The organism is Novosphingobium resinovorum, assembly GCF_001742225.1.
Taxonomy (GTDB): domain Bacteria; phylum Pseudomonadota; class Alphaproteobacteria; order Sphingomonadales; family Sphingomonadaceae; genus Novosphingobium; species Novosphingobium resinovorum_A.
The window spans coordinates 910,961-936,640 of sequence record NZ_CP017077.1 but is presented as its reverse complement, the minus strand read 5'-3'; the positions used below and the strand labels follow the sequence as shown (position 1 = coordinate 936,640).

Genomic DNA, 25,680 nt, shown 5'->3' with positions numbered 1-25,680 from the left:
GGGGAGGTCCTGAGGCTGCCGCCAGAGGCACTGCGGCAGCCTCATACGGCAGTCCTGAGACCGCAACGAGTACTGGGTGCCCGGACGCGAACTGGATTGTTCGCTTTCCTGCCTTCAAAGAGTTCGCCAAGCGGCCGTGCCTGGTGACAGCATTGCCGATACCAAATGGATTCGGGAATGCCGCGAGCGCCTTTGGTTTGCATCTCAGATTGAGAAGAATTCCCTTTGACGACTGTCCGGACTGAAATCACTCTGTAAGGAAATATGCGCGGGAGAGCTCACACCGGATTTATGAGGAGGGTAGTGCATGCCTGCACTGAGTAAAGTTGTCGCGCCGGTGCCCGAACGTTTGGAGCAGGTGAGACAGGTGTCAGGGCGTTTGATCGAAGAGCGAAGGAAGCACTCACATATTACTCAGCGCCAACTTTCCATCAGTACGGGAATAGGGGTTAGGTGGTTGCGGGAGATAGAAGCAGGCAATCCCTGTTCCACATTCGACAACCATCTGCGCTGCGCATTCGCGCTTGGCCTTGGAGCATCGCATCTATTCGTACCGCTGCTCTTCATGGAGCACGAAGTGAAGTTTCCTCTCGCACTGCTTCTCGATGATCCCGGTGATCTCGACGAGCACTGCATCGCCAGCATCGGTGACTACTATGTGGCATCTGTCGCGCGTCAACTGCGCCCCGGCCCTGCCATTGCGCGCAGCCCGGTCATCGACCTCGAAGGGCCGTAAGCAGATGCGGCGTCATGCTATCAGATGGTCGGTGTGGGGCTCATTCCTTGACTGACGATGACCAGGAACCGCCAGCCAATGGACCTTCGCGAGATTCCTTGCGCCTTGAACATGGTGAGCTGTGCCGCCTGCTGCTGGCAGAACAGGCGCTCGTGACCAAAATCTTCGATGGCAATCAGCTCGCGAGTCCGCGATGGGAGATTCTTCTCGATCTGTACCTTGCGGCTTTGGAAGGCCGGGCGCTTTATCAATCGGCCTTGGTCTCCCGGCTTTCTCCCGCGGCTTCTCATCGCCTGGCCGCGACGCTTGAGCGACAAGACCTTGTTGAACGCGGGCACGACGAAGCGGATCATCGCAGAACACTGGTTTCACTTCGCCCTCGAGCCATGACAGCAATGGATCATCTTCTTGACGATCTGCACAGGCGCGGGGCAAGCTTTCGGTCAACAGGTCAGTGATTTGCCGTGTGTGCTTGAGCCAGAACGACATTCGGATCGCTGCCGGCAAAGGTCTCCCGTTTGTGCGGGAGCACTCGGGTCCGCTGCATCAATGGGCCACGTATGAATTGCATCGTCACGTCGCTGCCTCTTGATCTGGAGGACTGACCTTGGCACCATTGGCCATCGCAACCGACCGCGTATACACGCAGCTGCGTTCAGACATACTGCGTGGTTTGTATCGTCCTGGTAGCGAGATCGTCATTACTCGGATCGCACGCGATTTCGACGTCAGCATCGCTCCCGTACGAGACAGTGTGAACCGCCTGGTTGGAGAGCGGCTTCTTCTTACCGGTGCCCAGATCGGGTACATGCTGCCGGATATTACCCCTGCTTCATTACGAGATATTTATCTCTGGCATGAGCATTTGATGAAGCTTGCGTTGGCGCGCCGGCCGCGGACGATGCGGTCCATAGCGCTTGATAGCGAGTCCGTGATTGAATCTCCGGAATCCTATGCGGCGACGGCGGAGATGTTCTTCTCAGGCCTCTGCTTTCCAGCACCGAATCGCAATCTCGAACATGCGATTGCAACGGCAGGCGAAAGCTTGCGGCGGGTGCGACTAAAGGAAATCGACCACCTTCCGCGTGCGGCCGAGGAACTCGCCGTACTCCTCGATCTCGCGACGGGGGAAGATCATCGCCGGCTTTCCGCCGCCATCTCGTCGTATCATCGCCGCCGGTTGCAGCAGGTCCGCTTGTTGACGCTCGCTGTTGGGGGAACCTTGGACGTGTGACGTGCGGGTAGACGTACACGTTAACGAAGACGAGAGCTTATAACCTTCGGTATATGCACTTCCGATCACATCATCTTCGTTGCTGCAATTGTGCAGTTTCGAAGAAAGGAAGTTGTCATGGATCGCAATGACGAACTGCTCGACGAAGTCATCGAACTGGGGATGGCCAGCATCGAGACCAAGGGGCCTCCCGGGGTGATCGACGACAACGTCGGCAAGAGCCTCGCCACCGGCCTTACCGACGAGTGACCAAGACCGGCGCGCGCCCTTGCGCGCGCCGGCATCTGCTCACTCCGAAAGGATCACGAAATGGGCGTCAACAAAGCTTCGGCCAATGAGATCATCGAACTGGGTTCGGTAATTGCCTGCACGAAAGGTCCTCCTGGGCCGTTCATTGAATTCGTCGGGACCGGCTATCCCTACGGAATGCATGACGACTGATTACAGCCAGCACCTTGCTGTCTTTTCCCGGAGTACGCTGATGTTGCCAGCGGTGAGTTTCACGTTTGTGGATGGTCAGGCGATCTTTCTGGATCTCGCTAACGACCACTATGTTGCGGCCGGTGTCGCCAGCAGCGCTGCGCTCGAGCGGATATGTACAGGGGCGGAGCTGAGCGAACGCGACTCCTGGATGCTGCGGCCGCTGATCGAACGTGGGCTGCTGCCGGTTGGTCATGACCGCATCCGTGCGCAGTTGTGTGAACCATGCGCCGTGGTCGAGACCAGCTGGCTCGACACTCTACCGAGCCGCGTTTGGATGCCTGCTGTGCGCAGTGCTGCACGGATTGTCTCGGCCGGGTCACGGTTACGTGCACAACCCCTTTGTGAGGTTGTGCTGCAAATCCAGCAGCGTAAGGCCACGCTCGTTCCGCGTGAATCCCAGCTGCTCCCCTGTCACCGCCTGACCGCGCACTACTGGTCCGGCATGTTCCTGCCTGCTCATGGGCGCTGCCTTGCAAGGTCCGTGGCGTTGGTCGGAGAACTGCTGGCCACGGGCTTTGCCTGCGATCTCGTAATCGGCGTGATGCGCAATCCGTTCAAAGCCCATTGCTGGGCGCAGGCGGGTACGACCGTCTTGAACGATAGTCTGGATGAGGTTCGCGCCTTCAAGCCGATTCTCGTGATCTGATGGTACGCTACCTTCTTCTGGCGGGTGCACCGCCGTCGTCACTGGTTGACGCCGTAACCAAGAGGCTGGCGAAGCTTGGCGACGAGTTCGTGGCGGTGGCGTCGTCCTCCCGTATTGCGCTATTCACCGATACACCTTCAGCTGTCGTCGAAATAGCAAGCGGCGGCTTCCTGCTCGGCACGATGTTCGCGCCCGATGGCGCGAGGATAACGCGGCTGTCCGAAGCGCAGCAAGCGTGTGTCGGTATTGGCGGCGCCGCGGTTCTTCCCGAACTGGTCTGGGGCAGCTACCTCGCGGTTTGCGTCGACGTGACGGGCGGCGACATTGACGTTATGCGCGACCCATCGGGCGCCCTGCCGTGCTATTTTACCTCGGGCCCAAAGATCACGGCATTCAGTTCCGATGCCGACCTCCTGGTCCAGCTGGGCCTCGCGAGTGCTGCAATCGACTGGACAGGCATCGATGCGCACCTGCGAAGAGTTGGACTAAGGGCCGCGCAAACCTGCCTCGCCGACGTGAAGGAACTTTTGGCGAGCCAAGTTTTCAGGCTGGGGAGGTCGAATGAGAAACCCGCCTGCGTCTGGTCTCCGTGGTCCTTTGCAGGTCGCGAGAGGCAATTCACGCGCTATGAAGATGCTGTTGTCGCAGTGGGGCAGACAGTCAGAAGCGCGGTGCGCGCGCTTGCGCGCGAAACACGGCGGTCGGTTCTGGGCGTTAGCGGTGGCTTGGACTCTTCAATCGTGGCGGCTTGCCTCTCGGAGTGCGAGGTCGACGTGACCCTTGCGACAATGGTTACCCAGGACCCGCGCGGTGACGAACGAGCCTATGCCAGCGTCATTGCAACCGCGATAGGCCGTGATCTCCATGCATGCTTTGAAAGTCTGGATCTTGTTGATTTGACTATATCGAAGGCGGCTCACTTACCCCGGCCCACCGCCAGGGCCTTTGCGCAATCGACAAACGCTCTCTTCCAAGAACTGGCGGACGCGCGCCACGCCGACGCCTTCTTCAGCGGAGGAGGAGGAGACAATGTCTTTTGCCTCATGCATAACGTGCTTCCAGTGGTTGACCGGTATCGTGTCGAGGGTCTCAGCCGAGGGCTGGCCAAGACGGCTATCGATGTAAGCATGGTCGCCGGTGTGAGCGTCTGGGAGGTGTTCCGGCGTTCATTAAGGCGTCAGATGTCCTCCCGGCACGGTTATGTCTGGCCAGAGACTTCGAGCTATCTGGCTCCTGGCGCTGCAGGTCTGGGAGCAGTAGCGCATCATCCCTGGCTTGATGCACCACCAGGCACGCTCCCTGGGAAGGCGGCACACATTGCTTGGGTCATGCACGTCCAGAACCATATTGAAGGGCATGGAGAGGCCCGAACGCTGCCGACACTTTGGCCGCTCTTGAGTCAGCCGGTGATTGAGACGTGCCTTCGCGTGCCGACCTGGATGTGGTTCCAAGGTGGACGTAATCGCTCGGTGGCGCGAGCTGCCTTCACTGACATCCTGCCGCAGCAGATAGTAACCCGGCGCTCCAAGGGAACTCCCGATGGCTTCGCAGCCAAGATTTTCGAAACCCGCAGGGCACAAATCCGGGACATGCTGAGCGAGGGAATGCTTGCAACGCATGGCATGCTTGACATGAATTCCATCCCTGTTGCCCTCGGCCATGAGCGTCTGCATGATACACCCGAATTCAATCGCATCATGACGATTGTGGATGTCGAGGCCTGGCTGCGTGCGTGGAGCGGGCGCAGCCAGGCATCAGCAGACATCAAGTCCCTGCTTTGAGGTCAGATGTCGCCTCTTCGCGAAGGCCTTGCCATGCGCGGTACTGCTCGATCTTTGCTTTTGCAGGGTCGATCTTGTTTTTCAGCCAGAAGTCAAACCAGTCGAGGTTTCGTTCGTAGATGGCCGCTCGGTGCGCGGGTTGCCATTTCAGGTGGCCTTCGTTGGCGAAGACAAACATCTCCACCGGACGGTGATGCGCGCGTAGCGCCTCGAACGCTTCGATCCCGAGTAAGGATTCTCGCGAACCAAGTTGCATGAGAAGTGGCGTCTGGAATCGATCGGCATTAACTGCGAGCGCCGTGTGCCGCCAGAATGAGGGGTTTTCCTTAGCCACTGTCGGATACCCTTCCTTAATGCGAAAATTGCGCAGCCTCGCCCCACCGTAAACCATCGAATCCGGATCGATTCCCATCGAACTGAGCGCAGCAGCCGAGAACATGGACGTGTTTAGAAGCGCATAGATCGCGGTAGACGATCCCGCACTCAAACCGGTGATACCGATGCGCTCGGAATCGGCGATTCCCATGGAAATCGCCTTCTCGACTCCGGCGGTTATGGACGATACCTGATTTCGTTGCTCTTTGTATTCTGTGTAAGCCTGAGCATGGGCGACCGCCCAGTCGCTTAAAGCGGAATCCGGAACTTGGCTGATGTACGATCGCGATTTCTGAACACTGAGAACTGCAAATCCCCGTTGTGCGAACAGCCATATTGGGTACTCGTCACCTGTGCCTCCGCGTAGGAACCCGCGCGTATTGTACTGGACTACAACTAAAGGGATGGCCTCTCCGTTTCTTCTGCCGGGCGGGACTACGAGATCCCCGAAGTTCTCGGCACCGAACTCGTTTCTCCAGTGAAGCCTGGTGACCCGGCCCTTTTCGATCTTTGCGAAGGTGGGATTCGGGTCCCACAAAACGGTACTTTCTCCGCTTCGCGTGTCAATGTTCACGAGCCTTCGAGGGTAGCCGGAACTTTCGCGCCCGCAGATGAGTCCTTCCTTGACCATCTCGCAGCCAGCGAGGAGATCCGAGGTCCGGAAGATTTTCTGGAAACTACTTTGGTGAGGTGACCACCTGAACAGGGCAGTTTCCGATGCTCCCCATCCATCACGCCGAAGAATGAGCGCGTCCCTACCGTCGCGTGACCACCAGATCCGATTTATTGGATCAAAGACTGAGCCCGAACACTGGACCGCCGTGCATCGAATGTCGCGGCCGTTCTTTAGTCTTGCCCAAAGATCGAACCGTTTGAAAAGCTGCTCCGGGTCTCGGAGCCGGGTTTCCAGAGTTTCGTTCTGGGGATTTCGAGCAGTTCGAAGGAGTTCCTCGTCAGATGTCGGCAGCGCGGTCGTTTGCACGAGCCTGGCCTCGTCCGCTGAGGCGGGAACGACAGCGCCGGTCTCCGGCGAGACCTTAACGAAATCGAGACGGCCAGACATTTCCACGCTCGGGATCGTGTCGTTATACGGAACGAACCTGTCATCATAGCGATAGCCGGATAGGCCTTCGAAATCGCGCCGTTCTTTGGCCTCGGCTATTTCTGCGAACATTGCTGCTATCAGGCGCTTGCCATCGGAGGTCCAGGCAACTGCCGCGACATCGGCAGGCAAACGGGCCACTCTTGCTGCCTGCGTGCCATCGACGCGAACGCGCCACAACTCGGTCACGCCTTCTTCGCGCTTCCGATAGGCTAGCCATTGCCCGTCCGGAGACCACACCGGGATGTCCTCGGCGGGATATCCGTAGTCTGTCTGGAGCCCGCGCACTGCCACGTCTTCAAATATGGGCTGACCGCCAACATCAAGAACTTGCGGCGTCGCACCGGGCTGGAGCGGCATAGAAACGAGCGCGCGACATATGGTGTTGCCGGCAACGTCCGCTTGCGTGACGAAAAAGGCAATGTGGCTGCGTTCCGGCGAGATCGCAAAGATCCTGCTTTCTTCCCCGCGCTCGCTGGATCCGATGTTGCGAATTCCCAGCATGTCGCTGACAGTGATGGGACGCTTCGCAGGTCTTTCTGGCCTGGCTGCGGTCTCCATCGGATTGCACGCCGAATATGCGGCCGACGGTATCGAAGCGACGGCAGAGAGACAGGAAAGCGTAACGAGGCGGATAGTCCGGATACCCATTACCATTCCTTTCGCAGCGAAAGGCTGATGACCCGTCCGGCAGGGGAGGCGTTGGTGGGATCATATGGCTGTTCATATACTGCCGTATTGCGACGAAGCGGAGGGTGCTGGTTGAACAGGTTCTGCGCGGACAGCATAAGTTCAAGGTTTCGCAGTGGGGCCGGTCCGGAGACTATCCGCGTGGAAGCAGACAGGTCGATCGTCGTCATTGCGCTTATGCGCGTGATGGGCGTGACACGGCTGTCCTTGAGGCCACCGGCATGATTGACGAACGCGGCAATCGTCGATTCATCGATGCTCCACGACGCGCCTCCCCGGCCCTGGAAATGAGGCGGGTTGAAGATATAGCCAGAAAGGTCCTGCTTTTGTTGGAGCGCGCTGACCCGCTGGTCGCTGTCTAGATAGCTGGCATTGCCGCTCAGGCGTAGCGAGCCCCACGAGGCAAGTGACACAGTATATTCTGCCTGAATGTCGACCCCTTTAATGTTCTGGCGCGAGACGTTGCGGTTGGCATTGTAGATGATCGCGGAGACGAGCTCCGGGTCATATGGTCTGCCGGTACCGTTGCTGAAAACGCTGCCCTCGACGGCCGCAGTTACGGCCGCCAAGGAAGGATTTCGTGTGACGAAGTCCGCATAAGCCGGATCGCTCAGGGCCTGCCGGGTCAGCGTTATCGGCTGGGCTATCCGATCACGGTAAGCGACATTGAAATAGCTTACCTCGATCCGGGCGTTTTCGAGCCAGGAGGGATGCAGCGCGATTGATGCAGTCCAACTCGTTGCCCGCTCGGGTTTGAGATCGGGATTGCCCCCTGAAACTAGCAGAATGTACTCGTTCGACGTCGCTCCCGCACCGTAATACAACGCAGGCATGAAGGCGACCGCAGGCGCATTGTAGCGCATGTAGAGCGTAGGCGCGCGAAATGACCTGCCCCAGGATGCCTTGAAGTCGATATCCGGATTGGGCGCGAGCAATGCGGATATCTTCGGCGTGAAAACATCGCCGGTCCCGGGATAGTTTTCATAACGGCCAGCGGCGTTCAGTTCGGCGCGGTGCAGCCATGGCATACCCTGCTCAGGCGATGCGAGGGGGATGCGGATCTCGGAGAAAGCATAGTAATTGTCCTGCGATGCCTTGATCGTTCGAGGGGCACCTGCAGTGCGATATCCGTGGAGGTAGCTGTTTCGATACCCACCCCCGATAGCCGCCTGGACCGACCCGGCCGGCAATTCGAACAGCGTTCCATTGGCCTGCAGATCGCTCGACCAGGCTTCGTTGCAGTAGCATCCGATCGTGAGGCTATCGATCTCGCCAAGTGCGAAACTCGCAGTGCGATATTTTGCCCGATCCTTGCTGTACAAGGTCGAGAGTTCGATCTGCCAGTCGCTGCTGGGTCGGATCAGTATCGATGGCGCAATTGACAACGAGGAACCGCCGTTCTCCAGTTCGCCGCCGTAAGCACGATAGTCGCCATCGGAAGTAGTCGCGTAACGCATGAGCGAGGAGCGCTCGCTGTAGATGCCGTCGAGACGAACCTCGACATTATCGATGATTTCCTGGCGAGCATTGATAAGAAAGCTCAGATTTCGGAGCGAGGGCGACAGAACGAGGCCGGGCGCTCGCTCGGATGCGTAGCTGCGCTGGCGTGCCAGTATCGGTGTCGCCTTTTGCCAGTCCATTGCCAGCATGACGTTGCCGGATGACCAGACGTGGCCCGCCAGTGCACCATATTGCTGGCGTTCATTGCCACCAGCGGTCGATGCCGACCATTTGCCCGAGGTCATGATGCCCTCATAGGACTTGCGGAGGACCACATTCGCCACGCCGGCCACGGCGTCCGATCCATAGATGGCGGAGGCGCCATCGGTCATCACCTCGATGCGGTCGATTGCCATAAACGGGATCGCCGAAATATCCACGCTCTGCTGCAGGCCGCTATAGGCCAAGCGGTGTCCATTCAGCAGCGTCAACGTGGCGTCGGAGCCAAGGCCACGCAGGTTGAGGCCGGTGCCGCCGCCGATGTAGGAGCCTCGGCTCTCAGGAACGCCCAGGCCGATGCCGGGGTTCTGGCCGCCGTTGAAGTTTTGCGGAATGGTGCGGATGGCATCTGCCAAGGTTGTGATGCCGCCTTGGCGCATTTCATCAGCCGTGAGCTTCACCATCGGAGAAATGCTTTGCGTGCCGCGGATGCGGGATCCGGTGACCTCGATATCGCCATCTTGCTGGGCTATGGCGGATTTGAGGGGGGAAGCGCTCCGAATGATGATGGTCGACCCCAAAAACTCGACCTCGAGGCCGCTGCCGTTAAGAAGGAATCGTATCGCCTCGTCGAAAGTATATTCGCCCTTCAGGTAAGGCGCTTTCCTGCCTGCAAGGATGGAAGGATCGGCGACCAACTGGCGGTCGTTCACACGTGCGACGGAACGAAGAGCTTCTCCAAGTGGCTGGCCGCTAAGGTCGTAGGTATGACGGTCGGGGGGACGTGAGGCGTCTTGAGCGTAAGAGCAAAAAGGCAGCCCAAAGGCGATGGCGGCGGCGGTAGCCAGGATCAGATGTCGGATGTGCATAGGAAACCCCCTGAGGTCGCGGCCTTGTAAGCAGGCTCGAAACTCAAGACGGAGGTCTGCGAATTTGAAGCTCAGGTTGAGCGAATACGCATTTAACTCATTCAGGCGCAGCCTGTCGGAGTAGCTTGTCGCCGGGGGTGGTCATGACCGGGTATTAGGCGGCGGTTGTTTGCAGCAGGTACGGCCGACACGAACATCGTGCCTTCCTAAGGGATGGCCTACGTCACCTGACGCAGGGCCGGCGCAAACCCGTGGCGATAGTCCAAAAAAATCTTAGATTAGGCCAGTTAACTCAGTGGGTCTTCTAGGCACTGAACTGATGCGGTGGATGCCTCCCTTCACCGGGCATCGTATGATACTCAATGGCGCCATGGCGGTGCCCGAAGGAGAGCATATGGCGAATGCACACATGCTGTCGATCGACCTGGCGAAGCGCAGCTTCCAAGTCTGCGCGACTGATCGAGCAGGGTAGGTTCTATATAACCGGACGATCTCGCGGCCCAAACTGGAGGCACTACTCAAGGAGCATCCCTGCTGTATCGTTGCCATGGAAGGGTGCGCGACGAGCCATTACTGGGGCAGATTTGCCGGCGCAGAAGGTCATGAGGTTCGGCTGATCCCGCCAATTTACGTGAAGCCTTTCGTGAAGAGGCTGAAGAACGACGCGGCAGACGCGGCGGCCATTGCCGAAGCTGCCGTACGCCCGAACCTGCAATTCGTTGCGGTCAAAAGCGCAGAGCATCAAGCGCGAGTTGTGGCCTATCGCACCCATCAATGTTTTATGAGCCAGCGAACACAGATTATCAACGCGCTACGAGGACACTTGGCCGAGTTCGGCCTGGTATTTCCCCAAGGGGTTCCTCATCTGAAGGAAATCCGCGCAGCCATGGACGACGAGGATGTCGACGTGCCTCCCAGTATCCGGGAGATCGCAGGCCTCTACCTCGAGCATATCGACAACCTGTCCGCGAAGATCGAGGAGCTTTCACTCAGACTACGGGAAGCCATGGCGGTCAGCGTCGGGCTTTGCCGCCTTTGCACGGTACCGGGCGCTGGCCCGGTGACCGCCGGTGCGATCATGGCGTTTGCAGCCCTGCTTCTACGGGCTCTGACTTAACCACGTTGACGAAGAGATAGTGCAAGACGGTTAAAAGGTGTTCATTTTTCTGCGTAAACAGCCGAATTGGCGGCTTTATTTCTGGCAGCATACCACGATCATGGTATTGCGCGGCGGCTGCGGTCGGGTAACGCAGCGTCAGTCGAAAGACCTTGCCGGGCTCGGGAATTCATATTCCCCGAGCGCGGTTTCGGGGGCGAAGGGGTCAGTCGGAAGGTGCGAATTGGGGGTGCGGGATCGTGGATCCCGGGCCGGGGGCAGAGGTGTATGGTGCTGGCGGCACTGGCGCTTCAGGCGTGTCCGGCCGATGCGGAAACATTTGGCGAAGTGCTCGGCCGCATGGCGCAGGGGCACCCGCGTATCGTTGCGGCGCAGCAGCTGTCGCGTGGCGGCCGGGCGGATGTCTCGGCAGCGCGCTCGGCCTATCGCCCGCAAGTCGGCGTGGAGACGAACGCCGGGTGGCAGACCGTGGGCGGCAACAGCGGCTTCACCGTCCTGCCCGAAGCCAAGGTCAGCCAGCTGGTCTTCGACGGCGGCCGCACGCCCGCGGAAATCCGTCGCCGCAAGCTGCGCGTCGACCTGCTTGGCGTGCAGGAACAGAGCGTCCTTGCCGATATTTCCTTCCAGCTCGCGCAGGCGTGGATCGACTATGCCCGCGCGTCCGACCTCGCTTTCGTCAGCTGGCAGCAGGTGTCGGCGCTGCAGACGCTCGACAAGCTGGTGGTGGAGATCGCGCAGTACGACCGGGGCCGCGCTTCCGACGTCGTGATGGTCGAATCGCGGCTGCAGCAGGCCGTCACCACGCAGCAGACGCGCGAGATTTCGCTGGCCGAAGCCCGCGCCCGCATCCGCGAGATTTCCGCGCTTCCGGTCGAACCCACCGGCGGTATTCCTGACATAGCCGCCTTCCTTCCGCGCAATGCCGAGGATGCGCAGGGGCTCGTTCCCGTCAGCCCGGCGGTGCGCATCGCCGACCTCGAAGTCGCCGAGAACGCCGAGACCGTGCGCGGCACGAAGAACTGGTGGATGCCGAGCCTGGCGCTGGAGGGCGCGCGGACTTCCGACATTTCCTCGCAAGGCGATACCCGGCTGTTCAACGCCTTCGCTTTCCGCCTCAACGCCAGCATGGTGCCCTTCGACAGCGGCGGCGGGCGATCGCGGCACGAATCCGCCAGGGCGACACTCGAATCCGCGCGCTCCAATGCCGAACTGACCCGCGTGTCGCTCGGCGAGCAGGCGCGGCGGCTGTGGATCTTCCAGGCCCAGCGCACCGAGCGCCTGCCCTCGATGGAGAACCTCGTCGATCGTGCTGACCAAGCGCGCGAAGTCGTCTTCGAACAGTTCCGCATCGGGCGCCGCTCGATCCTCGACCTGCTGAGCTATGACCTCGAACGCTTCAACGTGCGCGCCCAGCTCGTCAACGAACGCTACGACATCGCCCAGACGCAGTACCAGCTGATGGGCGTGCTCGGCCGCATCTATCCCGCCGTAGTGGAAGGTGACGACGGCAGGCGCCTGCCCCCCGGAACGCAGGGACCGCAGCCATGAACGACATGAGCCAGGCCACCACCGATACCCCGCTGGCGCGCGTCATGGCCGAATGCCTCCGCTTGCGCGGCATCGCCACAAGCGAGGCAGTGCTCAAGGCGAACTTGCGTGGCGCACAGGCGGAAGCCGAAGTGCTGCGCGGGCTGTCAGAACTCGGCATCGAGGCAAGCTGGGTGCCTGCCGCGGCGCTCGATACCGACCTGCTGCCCGCGCTGGCGCTGACCGATGACGGTGCCGTTGTCCTGACCGGCCTAACTGATGGCGGTTTCACAACAGCCGACGGGCAAAGGCTGACGGCTGACAGCCTCGGCCGCTGCATCGCTTTCGCCCCGGCCCGCTCCGCAGACTCGCGCGCGGACGATCTCGTCGAGGGTTCGGGCAAGGGCTGGTTCTGGCCGGTCCTCTGGCGACACCGGCGCTATTACTACGAGGCCGCCGCGCTTTCGGCGGTCATCAACCTGCTCTCGCTGGGCGGGATCATCTTCATGATGACCGTCTACGACCGCATCCTGCCCAACCTCGCCTTCGTGACCTTGTGGTCGCTGCTGGCGGGCGTGGGCCTTGCGCTGGTGTTCGAGTTCGTGGCCCGCAGCGTACGCGGCGCGGCGCTCGACAGTGCGGGCAAGAAGATCGACCTTGTGCTGGGCGATGCGGTGTTTTCCCGCGTGCTGGCGACGCGGATGGAAGCGCGGGCGCAGTCCTCGGGCGCCTTCGCCAATGTGCTGAAGGAGTTCGAATCCGTGCGCGGCTTCGTCACCTCGGGCACTTTGGTCGCGATCGCCGACCTGCCCTTCGCGCTGCTGTTCCTTGGCGTCTGCGCGCTGATCGGGGGCAAGCTGGTGGCGGTGCCGCTGCTCGCCTTCCTTGTCGTCATGGCGCTCTCGCTCTTCGTGCAGATCCCCATGTCGCGCCTCGCGAACGAGAACCTGCGCGAAGCCGCCGTGCGCCACGGCACCGTTATCGAGAGCCTCGAGGGCCTCGAAACCCTGAAAGCCCTGCGCGCCGAGGGCCGCATGCGCCGCCGCCACGAGATGTCGAGCGGCTACATCGCCGAACGCGCGATGACGAGCCAGCACTGGTCCAATCTCGTCACCAACGTGACCGTGGCGTTGCAGCAGACGGCGGCGGCGCTGATGCTGGCCTGGGGCGTCTACCTCGCCAGCACCGGCGAGGCGACGGCGGGCGCGCTGGTCGCCTGCGTGCAGCTCAATTCGCGCGCGCTGGCGCCGCTGGTGACGCTGTCCTCGCTGGCGGTGCGCTTCCAGCAGGTGCGCTCGGCGCTCGCCAGCCTCAACCGGATCATGGCCCTGCCGGTGGACCGCGACCCGGCGCGCCGGCTGCTTTCCAGCGATGCATGGCGCGGCGAAATCGAACTGCGCGGCGTCAGCTTCGCCTACGAGAAGGACGCAAGGCCCGCGCTCGACGGTGTCTCGCTCAAGATCGCACCGGGCGAGAAAATCGCCATTCTCGGCCGCATCGGCAGCGGCAAGTCCACTCTGCTGCGGGTGCTGGCCGCGCTCTATCGGCCGCAGGAGGGGCAGGCTTTCCTCGACGGCGTCGACATGACCGCGATCGAGCCTGCCGACATCCGCGCCGCCCTGCTGCTGGTCGGGCAGGACGCGCGGCTGTTCCATGGCTCGCTGCGTGAGAACATGCTGATGGCCGCGCCCGACACCGGCGACGCACGGATGCTGGAAGTGGCGCGGGCCACCGGCGTCACCGCACTCGCCGCCGCGCATCCGCTCGGCTTCGATCGGGGCGTGGGCGAGCGGGGCGACACGCTTTCGGGCGGGCAGCGGCAGGCCGTCGCCCTCGCCCGCGCGCTGATGACCGGGGCGCCGATGTACCTGCTTGACGAGCCGACCTCGGCCATGGACCAGCAGACCGAGGCCGAGATGCTGCGCACTCTTGCCACGCTGGGAGACAAAGGCGCGGGCTTCGTCATCGTCACCCACAAGCACTCGATCCTGCCGCTGGTGGACCGGCTGATCGTGATGGATGCCGGGCGCGTGGTCGCCGACGGACCGCGCGACGCGGTGGTGCAGGCGCTCTCCGACGGCAAGGTGAGGACCGCGTCATGACCGATACCCGGGCCCTGCGCTCCCCTCTGTCGCTGGCGACGATCCATGATCGCCACCCCGCATGGCTGATCTTCGCGGTCGTGCTGCTGACGACGCTATTCGGCCTCGTCGTCTGGTCGCGCTTCGCGGTGCTGGAGGAAGTCACCACCGGCTCCGCGCAGATCGTGCCCTCGGGCAAGATCCAGGTCATCCAGTCGCTGGAGGGCGGGATCGTCTCGGCCGTGAAGGTCAGGGAAGGCGATCTCGTACAAGCCGGGCAGCCGCTGATCGTGATCGATCCGAAGCGCGCCGAATCCTCTTTCAACGAGATGGAGAAGCGCCGCCGCTCGCTCATCGCTGCGGCCGCGCGCCTGCGGGCCGAGGCGAGCGCGCAGCCGCTGCGTTTCCCCGGGGAAATATCGGGGGACGCCGAACTCGTCCGCTACGAGACCGACACCTACAATGTGCGCCGCCAGGCGGTCGATCAGGCGGTCGCTGCGCTGACCGCCTCGATCGCGCTGATGCGCCGCGAGCTGGCGATCACCGAGCCGATGAGCGCGCGCGGCCTCGTCCCGGAGGTCGATGTGCTGCGCCTGCGCCGCCAGATCAACGAGGCGCAGGCGGCGATCTCGGAGCGCACCAACCGCTACCGCGCCGATGCTGGCACCGAGCTGTCCAAGATGGAAGGCGAACTGGCGCAGGTCTCCGAAGTCGCCGCCGGTCGCCGCGACGCGGTGGAGCGCACGGTGCTGCGCGCGCCGATGCAGGGCACCGTCAAGAACGTGCAGGTCACCACCATCGGCGGCGTGGTCCAGCCAGGCGCACAGGTCATGGAGATCGTGCCGTTCCGCGACGTGCTGCTGGTGGAGGCGAAGATCCGCCCCGCCGACGTCGCCTTCATCCGCCCCGGACAGGACGCGACGGTCAAGCTCGCGGCCTACAATTACCTCGTCTACGGATCGCTCAAGGGCCGGGTCGAGAACATCAGCCCCGACACCCTGCGCGAAGACCGCAAGAGCGGTGAGGAAACCTTCTACCGCGTGCTCGTTAGCACCGGGCAGTCGCGGCTCGTCCATCAGGGCAGGCCGCTCACCATCATCCCCGGCATGACCGGCAGCGTCGACATCCTGACCGGTCGGCGCACCGTCTTCGACTATTTCCTGCGGCCCGTCCTGAAGATCGAGGAAGCCTTCAGAGAGCACTGAGCCGCGCATCCCGAACAACCCGTTTTGCATGGAGTGACTACAGATGGCATTGGTTGCGAGAATTTCCGCGAAGTCCGGCAAGACCATCCGCTCGATCAAGCTGCGCAAGGGCGTCAACGTGCTGGCGGCCGATGCCGACGCCGTCGTCACCGTGGTCGATGACGCGACCGGACTGACCGTCGATCATGCGAATGTCGTCCACAAGGACGGCGAGGTCAGCATCTCGGCGCCCGATTCCTACTTTGCGGCGATGCAGGACGCGCCGGAGGCGGGCGCGGCGGCGCCTGCTGCGACCGACGCGGCGGCGGCTCCCGCAGCGGAGACGGGCGGCGGCAACGGACTGCTCTACGGCCTGCTCGGTGCGGGAGCGCTCGGCGGCATCGTCGCGGCGGCTGCGGGCGGCGGTGGCGGTGGTTCCACCCCTACCCCGACACCGACGCCGACCGACACCACCCCGCCCGCCGCGCCGACCGCGCTGGCGCTTGCGGCAGCCGATGACACCGGCACCTCGAATTCCGACCGCGTGACCAGCCAGACCTCGGGCCTCACCATCAGCGGCACCGCCGAAGCCAACGCGACCGTGACCATCAAGGACGGCGCCACCACCGTCGGCACCGGCAAGGCGAACGCCAGCGGCGCCTTCAGCATCGACGTGGCGCTGGCGCAGGGTGCGCACAACCTCACCGCAACCGCGACCGACGCGGCGGGCAACGTCGGCGCTGCCTCTTCGGCACTGAGCATCACGGTGGACACCACCGCGCCGACCGTCGCGATCACCGCCGCCGACACTGCGCTCACCGGTGCGCTCACGACCGCGCTGACTTTCACGTTCAGCGAAGTGCCCGCAGGCTTCACCGCCTCCGACATAACCGTGACCGGCGGCACCGTCAGCGGGCTCACCGTCTCGGCGAGCGACCCCAAGGTCTACACCGCCACCCTCACCCCCGGCGCGGCGACCCTGCCCGGCACGATCAGCGTCGCGGTTGCGGGCGCGGCCTTCACCGATGCGGCGGGCAATGCCTCGAGTGCCGCGACGCCGCTGGCCATCGCCTTCGATCCCGGTACGAGCGGCCAGGTGGTGGACGGCTACCTCGCCAATGCCCTCGTCTTCCGTGATGCGGACGGCGACGGCGTGTGGGACCATGAGAGCTTCACCGACACCAACAACAACGGCGTGCGCGATGCGGGCGAGGCGTTCGTCGATGCCAACGGCGACGGCCTCTTCACCGCCGAGACTTACACCGTCACGGATTCGCAGGGTAACTTCTCCGACCTGCTGGGCGGCGGCCGGATCGTCGCCACCGCGCTGATCGCGGGTAACGGCACCAACCTCACCACCGACATCGCGACCGGGAAAGCGTTTATGGGCGTATTCGTCGCGCCTGCCGGGTCCACCGTGGTGACCCCGCTGACCACGCTGATCGCCGCGCTCGCCCCGGCCAATGCCACCGCGCAGCAGCTTGCCGCCGCCGAGGCGCAAGTGAAGGCCGCGTTCGGCATCGACGCCTCGGTCAGCCTCACCAGCTTCGACCCACTCGCCACCATCGCCTCGTCCACCGACGCGGCGACGCTGGCCAATGCCGTGGCCGCGCAGAAGGCGGCGATCCAGGTCGCCAACGTCCTGTCCGTCATCGCTTCGGCGAGCGAGGCGGCAGGCGTCGCGGGCGGCGCCAATGCGGGCTCGCAAGCCGCGATCCGGAGCATCGCCGCGCAGATCGCAGCGGGGCATACCGATCTGTCCGACCCCGCCGTCGTCAGCGCGGTGATCCAGAGCGCGGCGACCACCACCGGCAGCACCGCCCTCGGCACGCAGGCGAGTGCGATCGGCGAGGCGCTTGCCAGCGTCAACGGTGCGGTCCAGAGCGCCAGCGGCAGCGACGCCGTAAGCACGCTGGGCGCCGCCATCGCCGCACAGATCGTCGCGCAGGACACCCTCGCCACGCAGGCCGGCACGGCGGTCAGCGGCGGCGCAGCCGTCGATCCGGCGGCCTACGAAGGCGCCGCGCTCACCGACAAGCTCGATACCGCCGCCGGTGAAGTGGGCACCGTCACCCCGCCCCAGTCACCCGCGGATGGCTGGATCGCGCCGCCCGAGCGTCCTGTGGTCGATGACGGCGCCCGCATCTCGGCTGCCGAGGCTTCGGACGGCGTCACCGTCACCGTCGCTTTCGATCCGGTCGGCGGCGCCAAGGCGGGCGACACGCTCAAGCTGATGATCGGCGGCGCGGAAGCGAAGTCGATCGTCCTCACCGCCGCTGATATTCCGGCGGCAGGCGTCAACGGCACGGTCAGCTTCACCCTCTCGGTGGCCGAACTGGGTGCCGATGGCGCCAAGTCGCTCACTGCCCTGTTCGTCAGTGCGGCAGGCGTCGTCGGCCCGGCCTCATTGCCCGCCGTCGTCACGCTCGACACCGCCCCGCCCGCCGCGCCGAGCGGCCTCGCCACGCCCGAGGGCACGCTGATCACCGCGATCACCGGCGCGGACGGCACGAGCATCACCGGCACGACCGAGGCGGGCAGCACCGTCACTCTTACGCTAACCAATGGCGACGTGACCCTGACGAAAGTGGCCGCCGTCAGCGGCACCGCCTTCACCGTGGCACTCAGCGCCGCCGACCTCGCGCAGCTGGGCGAAGGCGCGGTGCACTACTCGGCGGTGGCCACCGATGCCGCCGGGAACGCCAGCGCACCCTCGCTGACCGGGCAGTATGTCTATTCGGTCCAGCCCATCGTCGCACCCGACGTGCGCATCGACAGTCTCGGCGCGCCGGTTCTGGACGACGACGACGGCGGCACGATCGGCATCACCCCGCTCGCGGGCGGCGGCTTCGTGGTTCACTGGCTGGTCGATGTCGATCACGACGAAACCCCCGACGCGATCGCGGTCCAGCGCTTCGCGGCGGACGGCGCCAAGGACGGCGGCATCACCCTGCTTCAGGGCGTGTCCGAGCAGTTGATCGCCGATGCGGGCGACGATTCCGCCTATGACCTGACGGCCCTTGCGAACGGCGGCTATGCGCTCGCCTTCACGCTGGCGCAGGACAGTTCGTACCGCAACATCGTGCTTTCCGGACAGGCGCCGGTCGCGCCGATCGTAGGCGAGCCGACCGACATCTATGTCTACGACGCCCCCGCCGGTGCGACTTTCGCGCTGAGGGGCCTCGACGGCAGCGGAGCGGTCCACACCGTCATGCTCGCCGTCGAGGGCGGACGTATCCAGATCACGCAGGCGATCCTCGACCAGTTCGCGGTCGACAACCGCCTCGCGCTGCAGCTCGGCGGCGTGCCTGCGCAGCAGAACGTGATGATCGCGATCGAGGCGAAAGTCGACGCGATCTACGACACCGCCGCGCCGCTCGATACCGCCATCCTTACCGCGACCGTGCAGCAGGGCGGCATCGCCGTGCTCGGTAGTCCCGAGGGCCGGGTCGAGACGCTGCACCTCGACAGCGTGACCGGCACCCCGGCCGCCGTCGTCGTCACGATCACCTCGACCATCGACATCGCGCCCTTCACTACGCAGCCGATCGCCAACTTCGCCAGCATCCCGGGGTTGACGGCGATGCCGAACGGCAGCTTCACGATGGCCCTGACCGCCGGGGCGGACGGCACTTACAGCATCCCCGACGCGGTGCTGACGTTCTTCGAATACGGCTCGTTCCAGTCGGTCTTCGTGGTCACCGGCCTGACCGCCGGCACCACCGTCAGCGCGACGGCGGGCGTGCGCGAGGGGATCGCCACGGTCGAGGGCGTGTTCGTCCAGACCTTCGGCCCCGACGGCGTCGCCACCGGCCCTGTGGGCGAGCGGGTGGACGGCGGCAATGCCCCGTTCCTCGGCGATGGCGACGATGACGGCGCGGCGAAGATCACCGCGCTTCCCGATGGCGGCTATACCGTCAACTGGGTGGTCGATGCCGACGGCAACGGCGATGCGGACGGCCTCGCCTTCCAGCGCTTCGGCGCGGACGGCATCAAGGTGGGCAGCGTCACCCTGCTCCAGGGCATCACCGAGCAGCTGCTCGACCGGGTCGACGAAGTCGGCTCCTACGACTTGCAGGCGTTGGCGAACGGCGGCCATGTGCTGACTTATTCGCTCTCGATGGAGCAGATCGGCACCAATGTCTCGCTGTCGCAGGCGGCGTCCTCGATGCTGATCATCGGTGTACCGTCGAGCATTCAGGTGGATGTTTTCGCAACCAACGCGCGCTACGTGCTGCGCGGCCTCAACGAGAGCGGGGAGCTAATCAACGTTGCGGTGATGCCTTCGGTCGACGGCCGGATCGCGGTGACGCAGGACATCCTCGACCAGTTCGCGGTCGACAACCGCCTGACGCTGGTGGCGAACGGCCTCACCTCGAACCAGCAGGTCTACGCCTTCGCGGTGTCGTCTGCGGACCGGATCTTCGATCTCGACGCCGACCTCGTCGATACCTCGATCACCGCTACGGTGCAGCCGAGCGGGGTGGGCGTGCTCAACCTGCCGGGCACTCGCTCCGAGGTGTTCCACATCGACAGCGCCAGCGGCGCGCCCGGATTCGTGACCATGCAGATCACGATCGCGGGCGGCAGCTACATCGACATCACCGGCGTGCCCGGCGCGATGCGCCTGCCGAACGGGACGATCACGATCCCCAACCTGCAGCCGGACGCGAACGGCGACTATGCGGTGCCCGACGCGATCCTGGCGCAGGCTTACGGCCATGACTTCCAGGCCCTGTTGATCGTTGGCGGCCTCGCCGCGAACAGCACCCTGACCGGCACCGTGGGCGTGCGCGCAGGCACCGAGGCGCAGGAGGGCGTGTTCGTCCACACCTTCGGTGCCGACGGGGTGATGCTACCCGGATCGGGCGAGCGGATCGACGGCCCGGCCAGCGCGGTGATCTCGGGCGACGATACCGACAACACCGTTCACGTCACCCCGCTGACCAATGGCGGCTATGTCGTCAACTGGGTGGTGGATGCCGACAACGACGGTCAGGCAGACGGTGTCGCCGTGCAGCGCTTTGGGGCGGACGGCAGCAGGCAGGGCGGCGTCACCCTGCTGGAGGGCCTGCCCGCCGCCGCGCTGCAGGACGAAGACCTGCCGTTCGACCTGCAGGCGTTGGAAAACGGCGGCTACGTGATGAGCTACGGCGTTTCGCCCGAGCAATACGGCACCTCGATCACGCTCGGCGGCAGCGCGGGCAGCTTGTACAACATCGTGGGACGACCGACCGAAATCTACCTCGGCGGGGTTCCGGCCAGTGCCGGCTTCCTCCTCTCGGGCACCGGCAACGACGGGTTCCTGCTGCAATTGCCGCTCGTCCCGGACGAGAACGGCATGGTCTTCATCACGCAGGACATGCTCGACAAGTTCGCGGTCGACAACCGCTTCACGCTGGTCGCGTCGGGTCTGCAGGGCGAGTCCCTGTTCTACATGAACGGCGTCATCGACGTGGTCTACGACCCGGACTCGGCGCTGCAGCAGATCGAGCGGTCGATCACCACAGGGGACACCGTCACCGGTGTCGGCCTCAATGCCGGGCGCCTGCCCGACGGCACCACCGGACTGCGGGCAGAGGCGTTCCACGTCGATACCCACGGGGCCGTCCCGACCAGCGTGACGCTGCAGATCATCCCGGGCCAGCCTCACTCGCTCTACTTCAGCGACATTCCGGGCGCCACCGAGACCGTGAACGGCATTATCCGCATCACCGGCTTCACCGCCGACGCGGACGGCGTCTACCGCGTGCCCGAGACGATCCTTGACCGGCTCGGCACCCATGACGCGCAGATCTCGCTGATCCTGGGCGGCATCCCGGCCAACCACACGGTGGACGCGACGATCGACGTGCGCGTGCCCGCCCCGGCGCAGGAGGGCCTGTTCGTGCAAACCTTCGACGCCGAGGGCCACCTCGTCAGCGACAGCCTGCACCTCACCGGCACCGCCGGGCACGACCTGCTCGTCGGCGGCGAGGGCAACGACGTCCTCTCCGGCCTTGCGGGCAACGATACCCTGATCGGCGGCGCCGGGCGCGACGTGCTGACCGGCGGCGACGGGGCGGACCTCTTCGTCCTCGACGCGCCGGACGGGCAGGCGCTGTCGATGGCGGACCTCGTCACCGACTTCCAGATCGGCACCGACCACTTGCGCCTGCCGGGCGGCATCAGCTTCGAGGACGTGACGATCGCGCAGGGCAACCCCGGCACCAACGGCGGGGCCGCCACCGACAGCCTGATCATCCACACCGGCAGCGGCGACATCCTCGCCACGTTGGCCAACACGGAGGCACAGTTGTTGACCCAGGCCTCCTTCGCCTGACGGCGCTTTACCCCGTCCGGCCGGTCCTTGACGGACCGGCCGGACGGGGATGTTCCCCTACCGAACTGCAAAATGTTGGCTATTCAACCTTGGTCGCCGTGCCGATCACCCAACGGGTCGTAGGTTAGTGCAAAGCCGTCCGGCCGCTTTCCGGGCGCTGCAAATCGGCGCTGAGATCGGCTGAGAAGGGTGGACTGGCGATGTGTCGCGAGAGAGGTCGTCATCCTGAACTTGTTTCAGGATCCATCGCTATTGTCATGATGCGGTGCAGCGAAACCGTGTACGCCGCACATGCGACCCGAAGGGCTATATAGCCCTTGCAATCAACTGGCCCGGCACTCGCAAGAGGTCCGGGCCTTATTGCAGTTCACGATAACGCCCATATTCCAAGGGCGATCGCCGCCCAAAGCGCGGTATTGATGCCGACGATCCAAATCAACCCGTTCACTTTTTTGGGTGTTTGCGGAGGCGCGTAATAAGTGATTTCAAAAGCGTGAGGCATAACCAACTCCTCGCGTCTCATTTGAGCGAGGATGGCATTCCGGCGCGCCAATCCAAGATGGAGAAAGGTTCGCACCTGTTCGTTCTTACAGCCGATCCGGCGGCATTGCCCCGCCTTGACAAGGTCGGAGGCGTCGCCACCATCCCTGCATGTGCCGGTGTGGACGGCCTCTCATCGCCACGGATTAATGGCGCTCCCGTGTCATGGTCAGATGAGAGGAGAATAATTTCAATTGCGGCTGATAGCCGTTTTAACCTCCGCTATTCCGGCAGCGAGAATGTCACTGCCGTCCGCAACTTCCACGTCCGGGACGAAGTGCCAACGTGGGCGATCCTTCGTGTCATAAACGGGTTCCCCCGAATATTGTGCCTTTATGCCGGTCCGATCCAGTCTGATCGGAAAGACGGCTGCTCCCAATCCCATCATTTTCGTGCCAACGACCGTCGCGCGGCCTATGTCGCGCATACCCATTGGGAAACCCTCGGCCATGCTTCCGCTCCAATGGCTCGTCAGCACGACAACAGGCTTGCTGTAGGTAAAGGGGCCCTTCGGATCGACATATTCGGTCCACGGTGCGCTCAATCCTGCCCCGGCTCGCCTACGCATGATGGCGTAAGCTGTCCGTTCTCGAATGAATCGCCCCATGATCGGCCGGGCAACGGCCGTGTCGCCACCCCCGTTTTCGCGAACATCAATAATCAGACCCGGAGCATCCTGTAGACTTTCCAATGCCTTGTCGAAAGCATCAGCCGTCGCGGTGTCGGAAAAGCTCCTGATAACGATATAGCCGATGCCGTCTGGAAGCATCCTGCTTTCAACGTCAGGCAAATCGGGCCTCTTCTTGATGGGAAGCTGGACTGTTCGGGAGGCGCCGTCTTTCGAGCTCACCGACAACAGGCGGGCCTTCCCCCGATACCCCGCAACCGCGACGTTGATGGTGTAGGCATCGGCTGCCGCGTCGGGCTTTACGAGGCATTTCGGCATCAAATCTTGGATGACCGTTTCGATCGGTCGCCCGTCGATCGCGATAATTCGATCACCAATCTTTAATCCGGCATCAGCCGCCGCCGAACCGCTTTCAATGGCAGCTATACGAACCATGCCGCCAGTTCGCTCGGCAAGGAGATCGAACAGCGGCCATCGTGGCGCGCCGTAAGGCGGATCAGAGAGATGCGTGTGCGCGTCATACAATTCCGCGAGGACACGCCGGACGACATTGGTGAAAGCGGCATCGTCTTTCGCAGCCAGGGCCATCGGCCGGTAGAATGAGCGCACCTGATCCCAGTCAGTCTGCTTGTCGGCCAGAAAACAGTAACGCTCCCCCAGCGTCCGCCACAATTCATCGAAGTCGTCGATAAACGTGACATCGTGGAGTGGTTCGGCGGCCCACGCAGGAGTGGCAGCGAGGGCGATGCCGCCCCCCCAAAAGGCTCGGCGTGTCAGGAAAGGTTGCGTCACAGCGGTTGAGTAACATTCATTCCCGGCCATCGAACAGGGAAATTCTCGAAGCGAAAGGGAAACCTTTTGGCACTAACGAACGGCCGGTTCCGGGAACGCCGCGACATCTCGTGAATGTTAGAATCTGGGGCGCGAACGCACAGTCAGCTTCCCAGCATCACGCGTCCATCTGCAGCACGGCGGAACGGAGAATGGCTTCGGGTGTTTGCCCTAGGCCGTCCTTGTTTGTGGGAGGACAACCGACGGACAACGACCCGAACGCCAGCGAATGGCGGGTTACGAGGAGCTTTCGATGACAGAAGTATCGCCAGCAACGCCGACCCTCGTCGAGGCGGAAACTTCGGGATTGAAGGTGCGATCACGCGATGGTGACACCCTCGGTCACGTCAAGGCGCTGATGGTGGACAAGCGTTCAGGGCAAGCGACGTTTGCGGTCCTGAGCCTGGGGGGCTTCCTGGGGTTCAACAAGAGCTTCTATCCCGTGCCCTTCGGCGTGCTGGGCTATGATCCGGCCGGGGATGACTACATCGTCACGATCGACCGCCGAGTGCTCGAAGGCGGCCCGAGCTGGGCAAGCAATGCGCCCGATTTCAACCAGGCCTACGCCGACCGCGTGTCGAGCTATTACGGCACGGCGCCGACTCAGATCGCTTGAGCACGGGCAGTGGGCGTTCAAGTCGGGTCGTCGAGAGCCGCCAGAAACATGACCTTGAGCTTCCGGCGTGTGGCTATGGCGCTGTCGTAGTCGGCACGCGGCCGCGCCATGTCCTTGCACGACGCAAACATACCCTTGGCGCGGACCAGTGCATCGCAGGACTTTGTCCAGGGCGCGTGCTGTCCGATACCGGTCTGGTACAGCGCTAGCGCCTCGTCGCAGACCGTCCTGGCATCATCGGTGCACGCTTGGGACAGCGCCACATAGGCGAGCAAGTCCGCCCTGGGGTATCGGCTGGGCTTGGCATCGCGCACGGCGAAAACGGTCTTGGCGAAGAAGTGGCACCCCTCGGGGTCGATCATGTCCGCATCATTGTGCAGGAAGCAAGCGCGCGCCAGCTTGGACCAGGCTTGGTCGAGATTGCGGCTGACGCCGGTAGCGGTCAGATTCATCCATTCCAGATACTTGCAGGCGTAGGGCCCGCGTCCCGGGTCACTGCCGTCGCACACGCGCGCGAACCGCGCTTGGGCCTTGGCATAATCGCGCAACTGGCGGTTCTGCAGGTAGAGCTTGCCCGCCTCGTAGCAGCCAAGATCGTCGAGGTGGGCGTCGCAGGACATGTCGTAGTGCCCCAGCGCGCCGCGCAGATCGCCGCCGCGTGCCGCACCGACGCCGCGGCTCCAGCAGGTATCGACGTTGAAATCCGCCTTGCAGGGCGGGGACTGGTCAGCGGGTGCGGGATACTGGATCTCGTAGTTCGGAAACGATTCGCCATCGGAAGATCGCTCCCGGCCGATCTCGCGCATGCCGGCAAGCAGGCGGTCGTGGACTCGCCTTATGCTGTCCGGGCGGCAACTCAACGCGGCGAGTGTCCTGCCCGCCCGGCTGACCGTCAGCAGCCCGAAAGGCTGAAGAGCGGTCGGGTCCGGCGCCGCTCCGTTTTTGAAACCTGCCGCCACCCGATAGGCAGTATCGCCGTTGGTAAAGGTCACGATCTCGTCGATCGTCTCGCCCGGGCCGTTCTTCCGGCGATAGTCCAAGTCCGCCAGGGGGCTGCGCAGCGTCAGCTCCGGCTTTTGCAGGGACGAACCGTAGCGATAGGTGGCACGTGTGCCGGTGATCGAGACCGACACCTCGCGATCTTGACCCTGGATACGGCAGGTCAGCACAGCCTCGTCCCGAGGCGCATCCGCAGCCATTGCCGCGGTCATCCAGGCAGCGGCCAGCAGCAAGACGAGGGCGGTAGTGATTTGGCGCAT

The 25,680-nt window shown here is 63.4% G+C and carries 18 protein-coding genes; 12 read left to right on the top strand and 6 right to left on the bottom strand.

Going from position 1 to position 25,680, the window contains the following annotated elements; all coding sequences use genetic code 11:
• Positions 1-307 precede the first annotated feature (307 nt).
• On the top strand, positions 308-736 hold the full coding sequence (locus BES08_RS29350) for a helix-turn-helix domain-containing protein (protein WP_069710145.1): 429 nt from the start codon (positions 308-310) through the stop codon (positions 734-736).
• 20 nt (positions 737-756) lie between these two features.
• On the opposite strand, the gene BES08_RS29345 is transcribed toward BES08_RS29350, so the two are convergent.
• On the bottom strand, positions 757-1,089 hold the full coding sequence (locus BES08_RS29345; RefSeq protein ID WP_069710144.1) for a hypothetical protein: 333 nt from the start codon (positions 1,087-1,089) through the stop codon (positions 757-759).
• A 254-nt stretch (positions 1,090-1,343) separates the two neighbouring features.
• Between BES08_RS29345 and BES08_RS29340 the strand changes: the two genes are divergently transcribed.
• From BES08_RS29340 to BES08_RS29330, 5 genes are all read left to right on the top strand, one after another.
• Entirely contained in the window at positions 1,344-1,970 is a 627-nt protein-coding gene (locus BES08_RS29340; RefSeq protein ID WP_197524523.1) for a GntR family transcriptional regulator, read from the top strand.
• A gap of 117 nt (positions 1,971-2,087) precedes the next feature.
• Entirely contained in the window at positions 2,088-2,219 is a 132-nt protein-coding gene (locus BES08_RS33485) for a benenodin family lasso peptide (protein ID WP_156800062.1), read from the top strand.
• Between the two features lie 60 nt (positions 2,220-2,279).
• Positions 2,280-2,411, top strand: a complete 132-nt coding sequence (locus tag BES08_RS34560; protein WP_256434636.1) for a hypothetical protein — start codon at positions 2,280-2,282, stop codon at positions 2,409-2,411.
• On the top strand, positions 2,401-3,099 hold the full coding sequence (locus BES08_RS29335) for a lasso peptide biosynthesis B2 protein (RefSeq protein WP_069710142.1): 699 nt from the start codon (positions 2,401-2,403) through the stop codon (positions 3,097-3,099). The genes BES08_RS34560 and BES08_RS29335 overlap by 11 nt, the downstream gene beginning before the upstream one ends.
• Entirely contained in the window at positions 3,099-4,880 is a 1,782-nt protein-coding gene (locus BES08_RS29330; RefSeq protein ID WP_069710141.1) for an asparagine synthase-related protein, read from the top strand. The genes BES08_RS29335 and BES08_RS29330 overlap by 1 nt, the downstream gene beginning before the upstream one ends.
• Here BES08_RS29330 and BES08_RS29325 read toward each other — a convergent pair.
• Together BES08_RS29325 and BES08_RS29320 are read right to left on the bottom strand one after the other, a co-directional pair.
• Positions 4,864-6,918, bottom strand: coding sequence for an Atxe2 family lasso peptide isopeptidase (locus BES08_RS29325; protein WP_069710140.1), 2,055 nt, complete (start codon positions 6,916-6,918; stop codon positions 4,864-4,866). The genes BES08_RS29330 and BES08_RS29325 overlap by 17 nt on opposite strands.
• An 89-nt stretch (positions 6,919-7,007) precedes the next feature.
• Positions 7,008-9,575, bottom strand: a complete 2,568-nt coding sequence (locus BES08_RS29320) for a TonB-dependent receptor (protein ID WP_083274910.1) — start codon at positions 9,573-9,575, stop codon at positions 7,008-7,010.
• A 490-nt stretch (positions 9,576-10,065) separates the two neighbouring features.
• Between BES08_RS29320 and BES08_RS29315 the strand changes: the two genes are divergently transcribed.
• The 5 genes from BES08_RS29315 (at position 10,066) to BES08_RS29295 (ending at position 21,806) form a co-directional block, all read left to right on the top strand.
• Complete coding sequence (locus BES08_RS29315) at positions 10,066-10,692, top strand: IS110 family RNA-guided transposase (protein ID WP_156800061.1); 627 nt, start codon at positions 10,066-10,068, stop codon at positions 10,690-10,692.
• A 267-nt stretch (positions 10,693-10,959) separates the two neighbouring features.
• Positions 10,960-12,240 (top strand): TolC family protein, encoded by a 1,281-nt coding sequence (locus tag BES08_RS29310; RefSeq protein ID WP_069710137.1) that lies wholly within the window; start codon positions 10,960-10,962, stop codon positions 12,238-12,240.
• Positions 12,237-14,321, top strand: a complete 2,085-nt coding sequence (locus BES08_RS29305) for a type I secretion system permease/ATPase (RefSeq protein WP_069710136.1) — start codon at positions 12,237-12,239, stop codon at positions 14,319-14,321. Before BES08_RS29310 ends, BES08_RS29305 begins: the two co-directional genes overlap by 4 nt.
• On the top strand, positions 14,318-15,505 hold the full coding sequence (locus tag BES08_RS29300) for an HlyD family type I secretion periplasmic adaptor subunit (RefSeq protein WP_083274909.1): 1,188 nt from the start codon (positions 14,318-14,320) through the stop codon (positions 15,503-15,505). Before BES08_RS29305 ends, BES08_RS29300 begins: the two co-directional genes overlap by 4 nt.
• Positions 15,506-15,548: 43 nt before the next feature.
• Entirely contained in the window at positions 15,549-21,806 is a 6,258-nt protein-coding gene (locus tag BES08_RS29295) for an Ig-like domain-containing protein (RefSeq protein ID WP_069710135.1), read from the top strand.
• A 367-nt stretch (positions 21,807-22,173) separates the two neighbouring features.
• Here the strand turns inward: BES08_RS29295 and BES08_RS33480 are convergent, their stop codons facing one another.
• Entirely contained in the window at positions 22,174-22,383 is a 210-nt protein-coding gene (locus tag BES08_RS33480; protein WP_197524522.1) for a hypothetical protein, read from the bottom strand.
• Between the two features lie 153 nt (positions 22,384-22,536).
• A complete protein-coding gene (locus BES08_RS29290; RefSeq protein WP_083274908.1) occupies positions 22,537-23,796 on the bottom strand; it encodes a S41 family peptidase in 1,260 nt (419 codons plus the stop codon).
• Between the two features lie 262 nt (positions 23,797-24,058).
• Here BES08_RS29290 and BES08_RS29285 point away from each other — a divergent pair, with 262 nt between their 5' ends.
• A complete protein-coding gene (locus BES08_RS29285; RefSeq protein ID WP_069710244.1) occupies positions 24,059-24,421 on the top strand; it encodes a PRC-barrel domain-containing protein in 363 nt (120 codons plus the stop codon).
• A gap of 17 nt (positions 24,422-24,438) precedes the next feature.
• Here BES08_RS29285 and BES08_RS29280 read toward each other — a convergent pair whose 3' ends face one another.
• On the bottom strand, positions 24,439-25,680 hold the full coding sequence (locus BES08_RS29280; RefSeq protein ID WP_069710134.1) for an SEL1-like repeat protein: 1,242 nt from the start codon (positions 25,678-25,680) through the stop codon (positions 24,439-24,441).

Bases quoted from the DNA above. Each gene is read 5' to 3' on its own strand.
- BES08_RS34560 (WP_256434636.1), top strand. From the start codon at position 2,280: ATGGGCGTCAACAAAGCTTCGGCCAATGAGATCATCGAACTGGGTTCG.
- BES08_RS29280 (WP_069710134.1), bottom strand. From the start codon at position 25,680: ATGCGCCAAATCACTACCGCCCTCGTCTTGCTGCTGGCCGCTGCCTGG.
- BES08_RS29345 (WP_069710144.1), bottom strand. From the start codon at position 1,089: ATGATCCGCTTCGTCGTGCCCGCGTTCAACAAGGTCTTGTCGCTCAAG.
- BES08_RS29295 (WP_069710135.1), top strand. From the start codon at position 15,549: ATGGCATTGGTTGCGAGAATTTCCGCGAAGTCCGGCAAGACCATCCGC.
- BES08_RS29290 (WP_083274908.1), bottom strand. From the start codon at position 23,796: ATGGCCGGGAATGAATGTTACTCAACCGCTGTGACGCAACCTTTCCTG.
- BES08_RS29350 (WP_069710145.1), top strand. From the start codon at position 308: ATGCCTGCACTGAGTAAAGTTGTCGCGCCGGTGCCCGAACGTTTGGAG.
- BES08_RS29320 (WP_083274910.1), bottom strand. From the start codon at position 9,575: ATGCACATCCGACATCTGATCCTGGCTACCGCCGCCGCCATCGCCTTT.
- BES08_RS29285 (WP_069710244.1), top strand. From the start codon at position 24,059: ATGACAGAAGTATCGCCAGCAACGCCGACCCTCGTCGAGGCGGAAACT.
- BES08_RS29325 (WP_069710140.1), bottom strand. From the start codon at position 6,918: ATGGAGACCGCAGCCAGGCCAGAAAGACCTGCGAAGCGTCCCATCACT.
- BES08_RS29305 (WP_069710136.1), top strand. From the start codon at position 12,237: ATGAACGACATGAGCCAGGCCACCACCGATACCCCGCTGGCGCGCGTC.
- BES08_RS29310 (WP_069710137.1), top strand. From the start codon at position 10,960: ATGGTGCTGGCGGCACTGGCGCTTCAGGCGTGTCCGGCCGATGCGGAA.
- BES08_RS29335 (WP_069710142.1), top strand. From the start codon at position 2,401: ATGACGACTGATTACAGCCAGCACCTTGCTGTCTTTTCCCGGAGTACG.
- BES08_RS33485 (WP_156800062.1), top strand. From the start codon at position 2,088: ATGGATCGCAATGACGAACTGCTCGACGAAGTCATCGAACTGGGGATG.
- BES08_RS29300 (WP_083274909.1), top strand. From the start codon at position 14,318: ATGACCGATACCCGGGCCCTGCGCTCCCCTCTGTCGCTGGCGACGATC.
- BES08_RS29330 (WP_069710141.1), top strand. From the start codon at position 3,099: ATGGTACGCTACCTTCTTCTGGCGGGTGCACCGCCGTCGTCACTGGTT.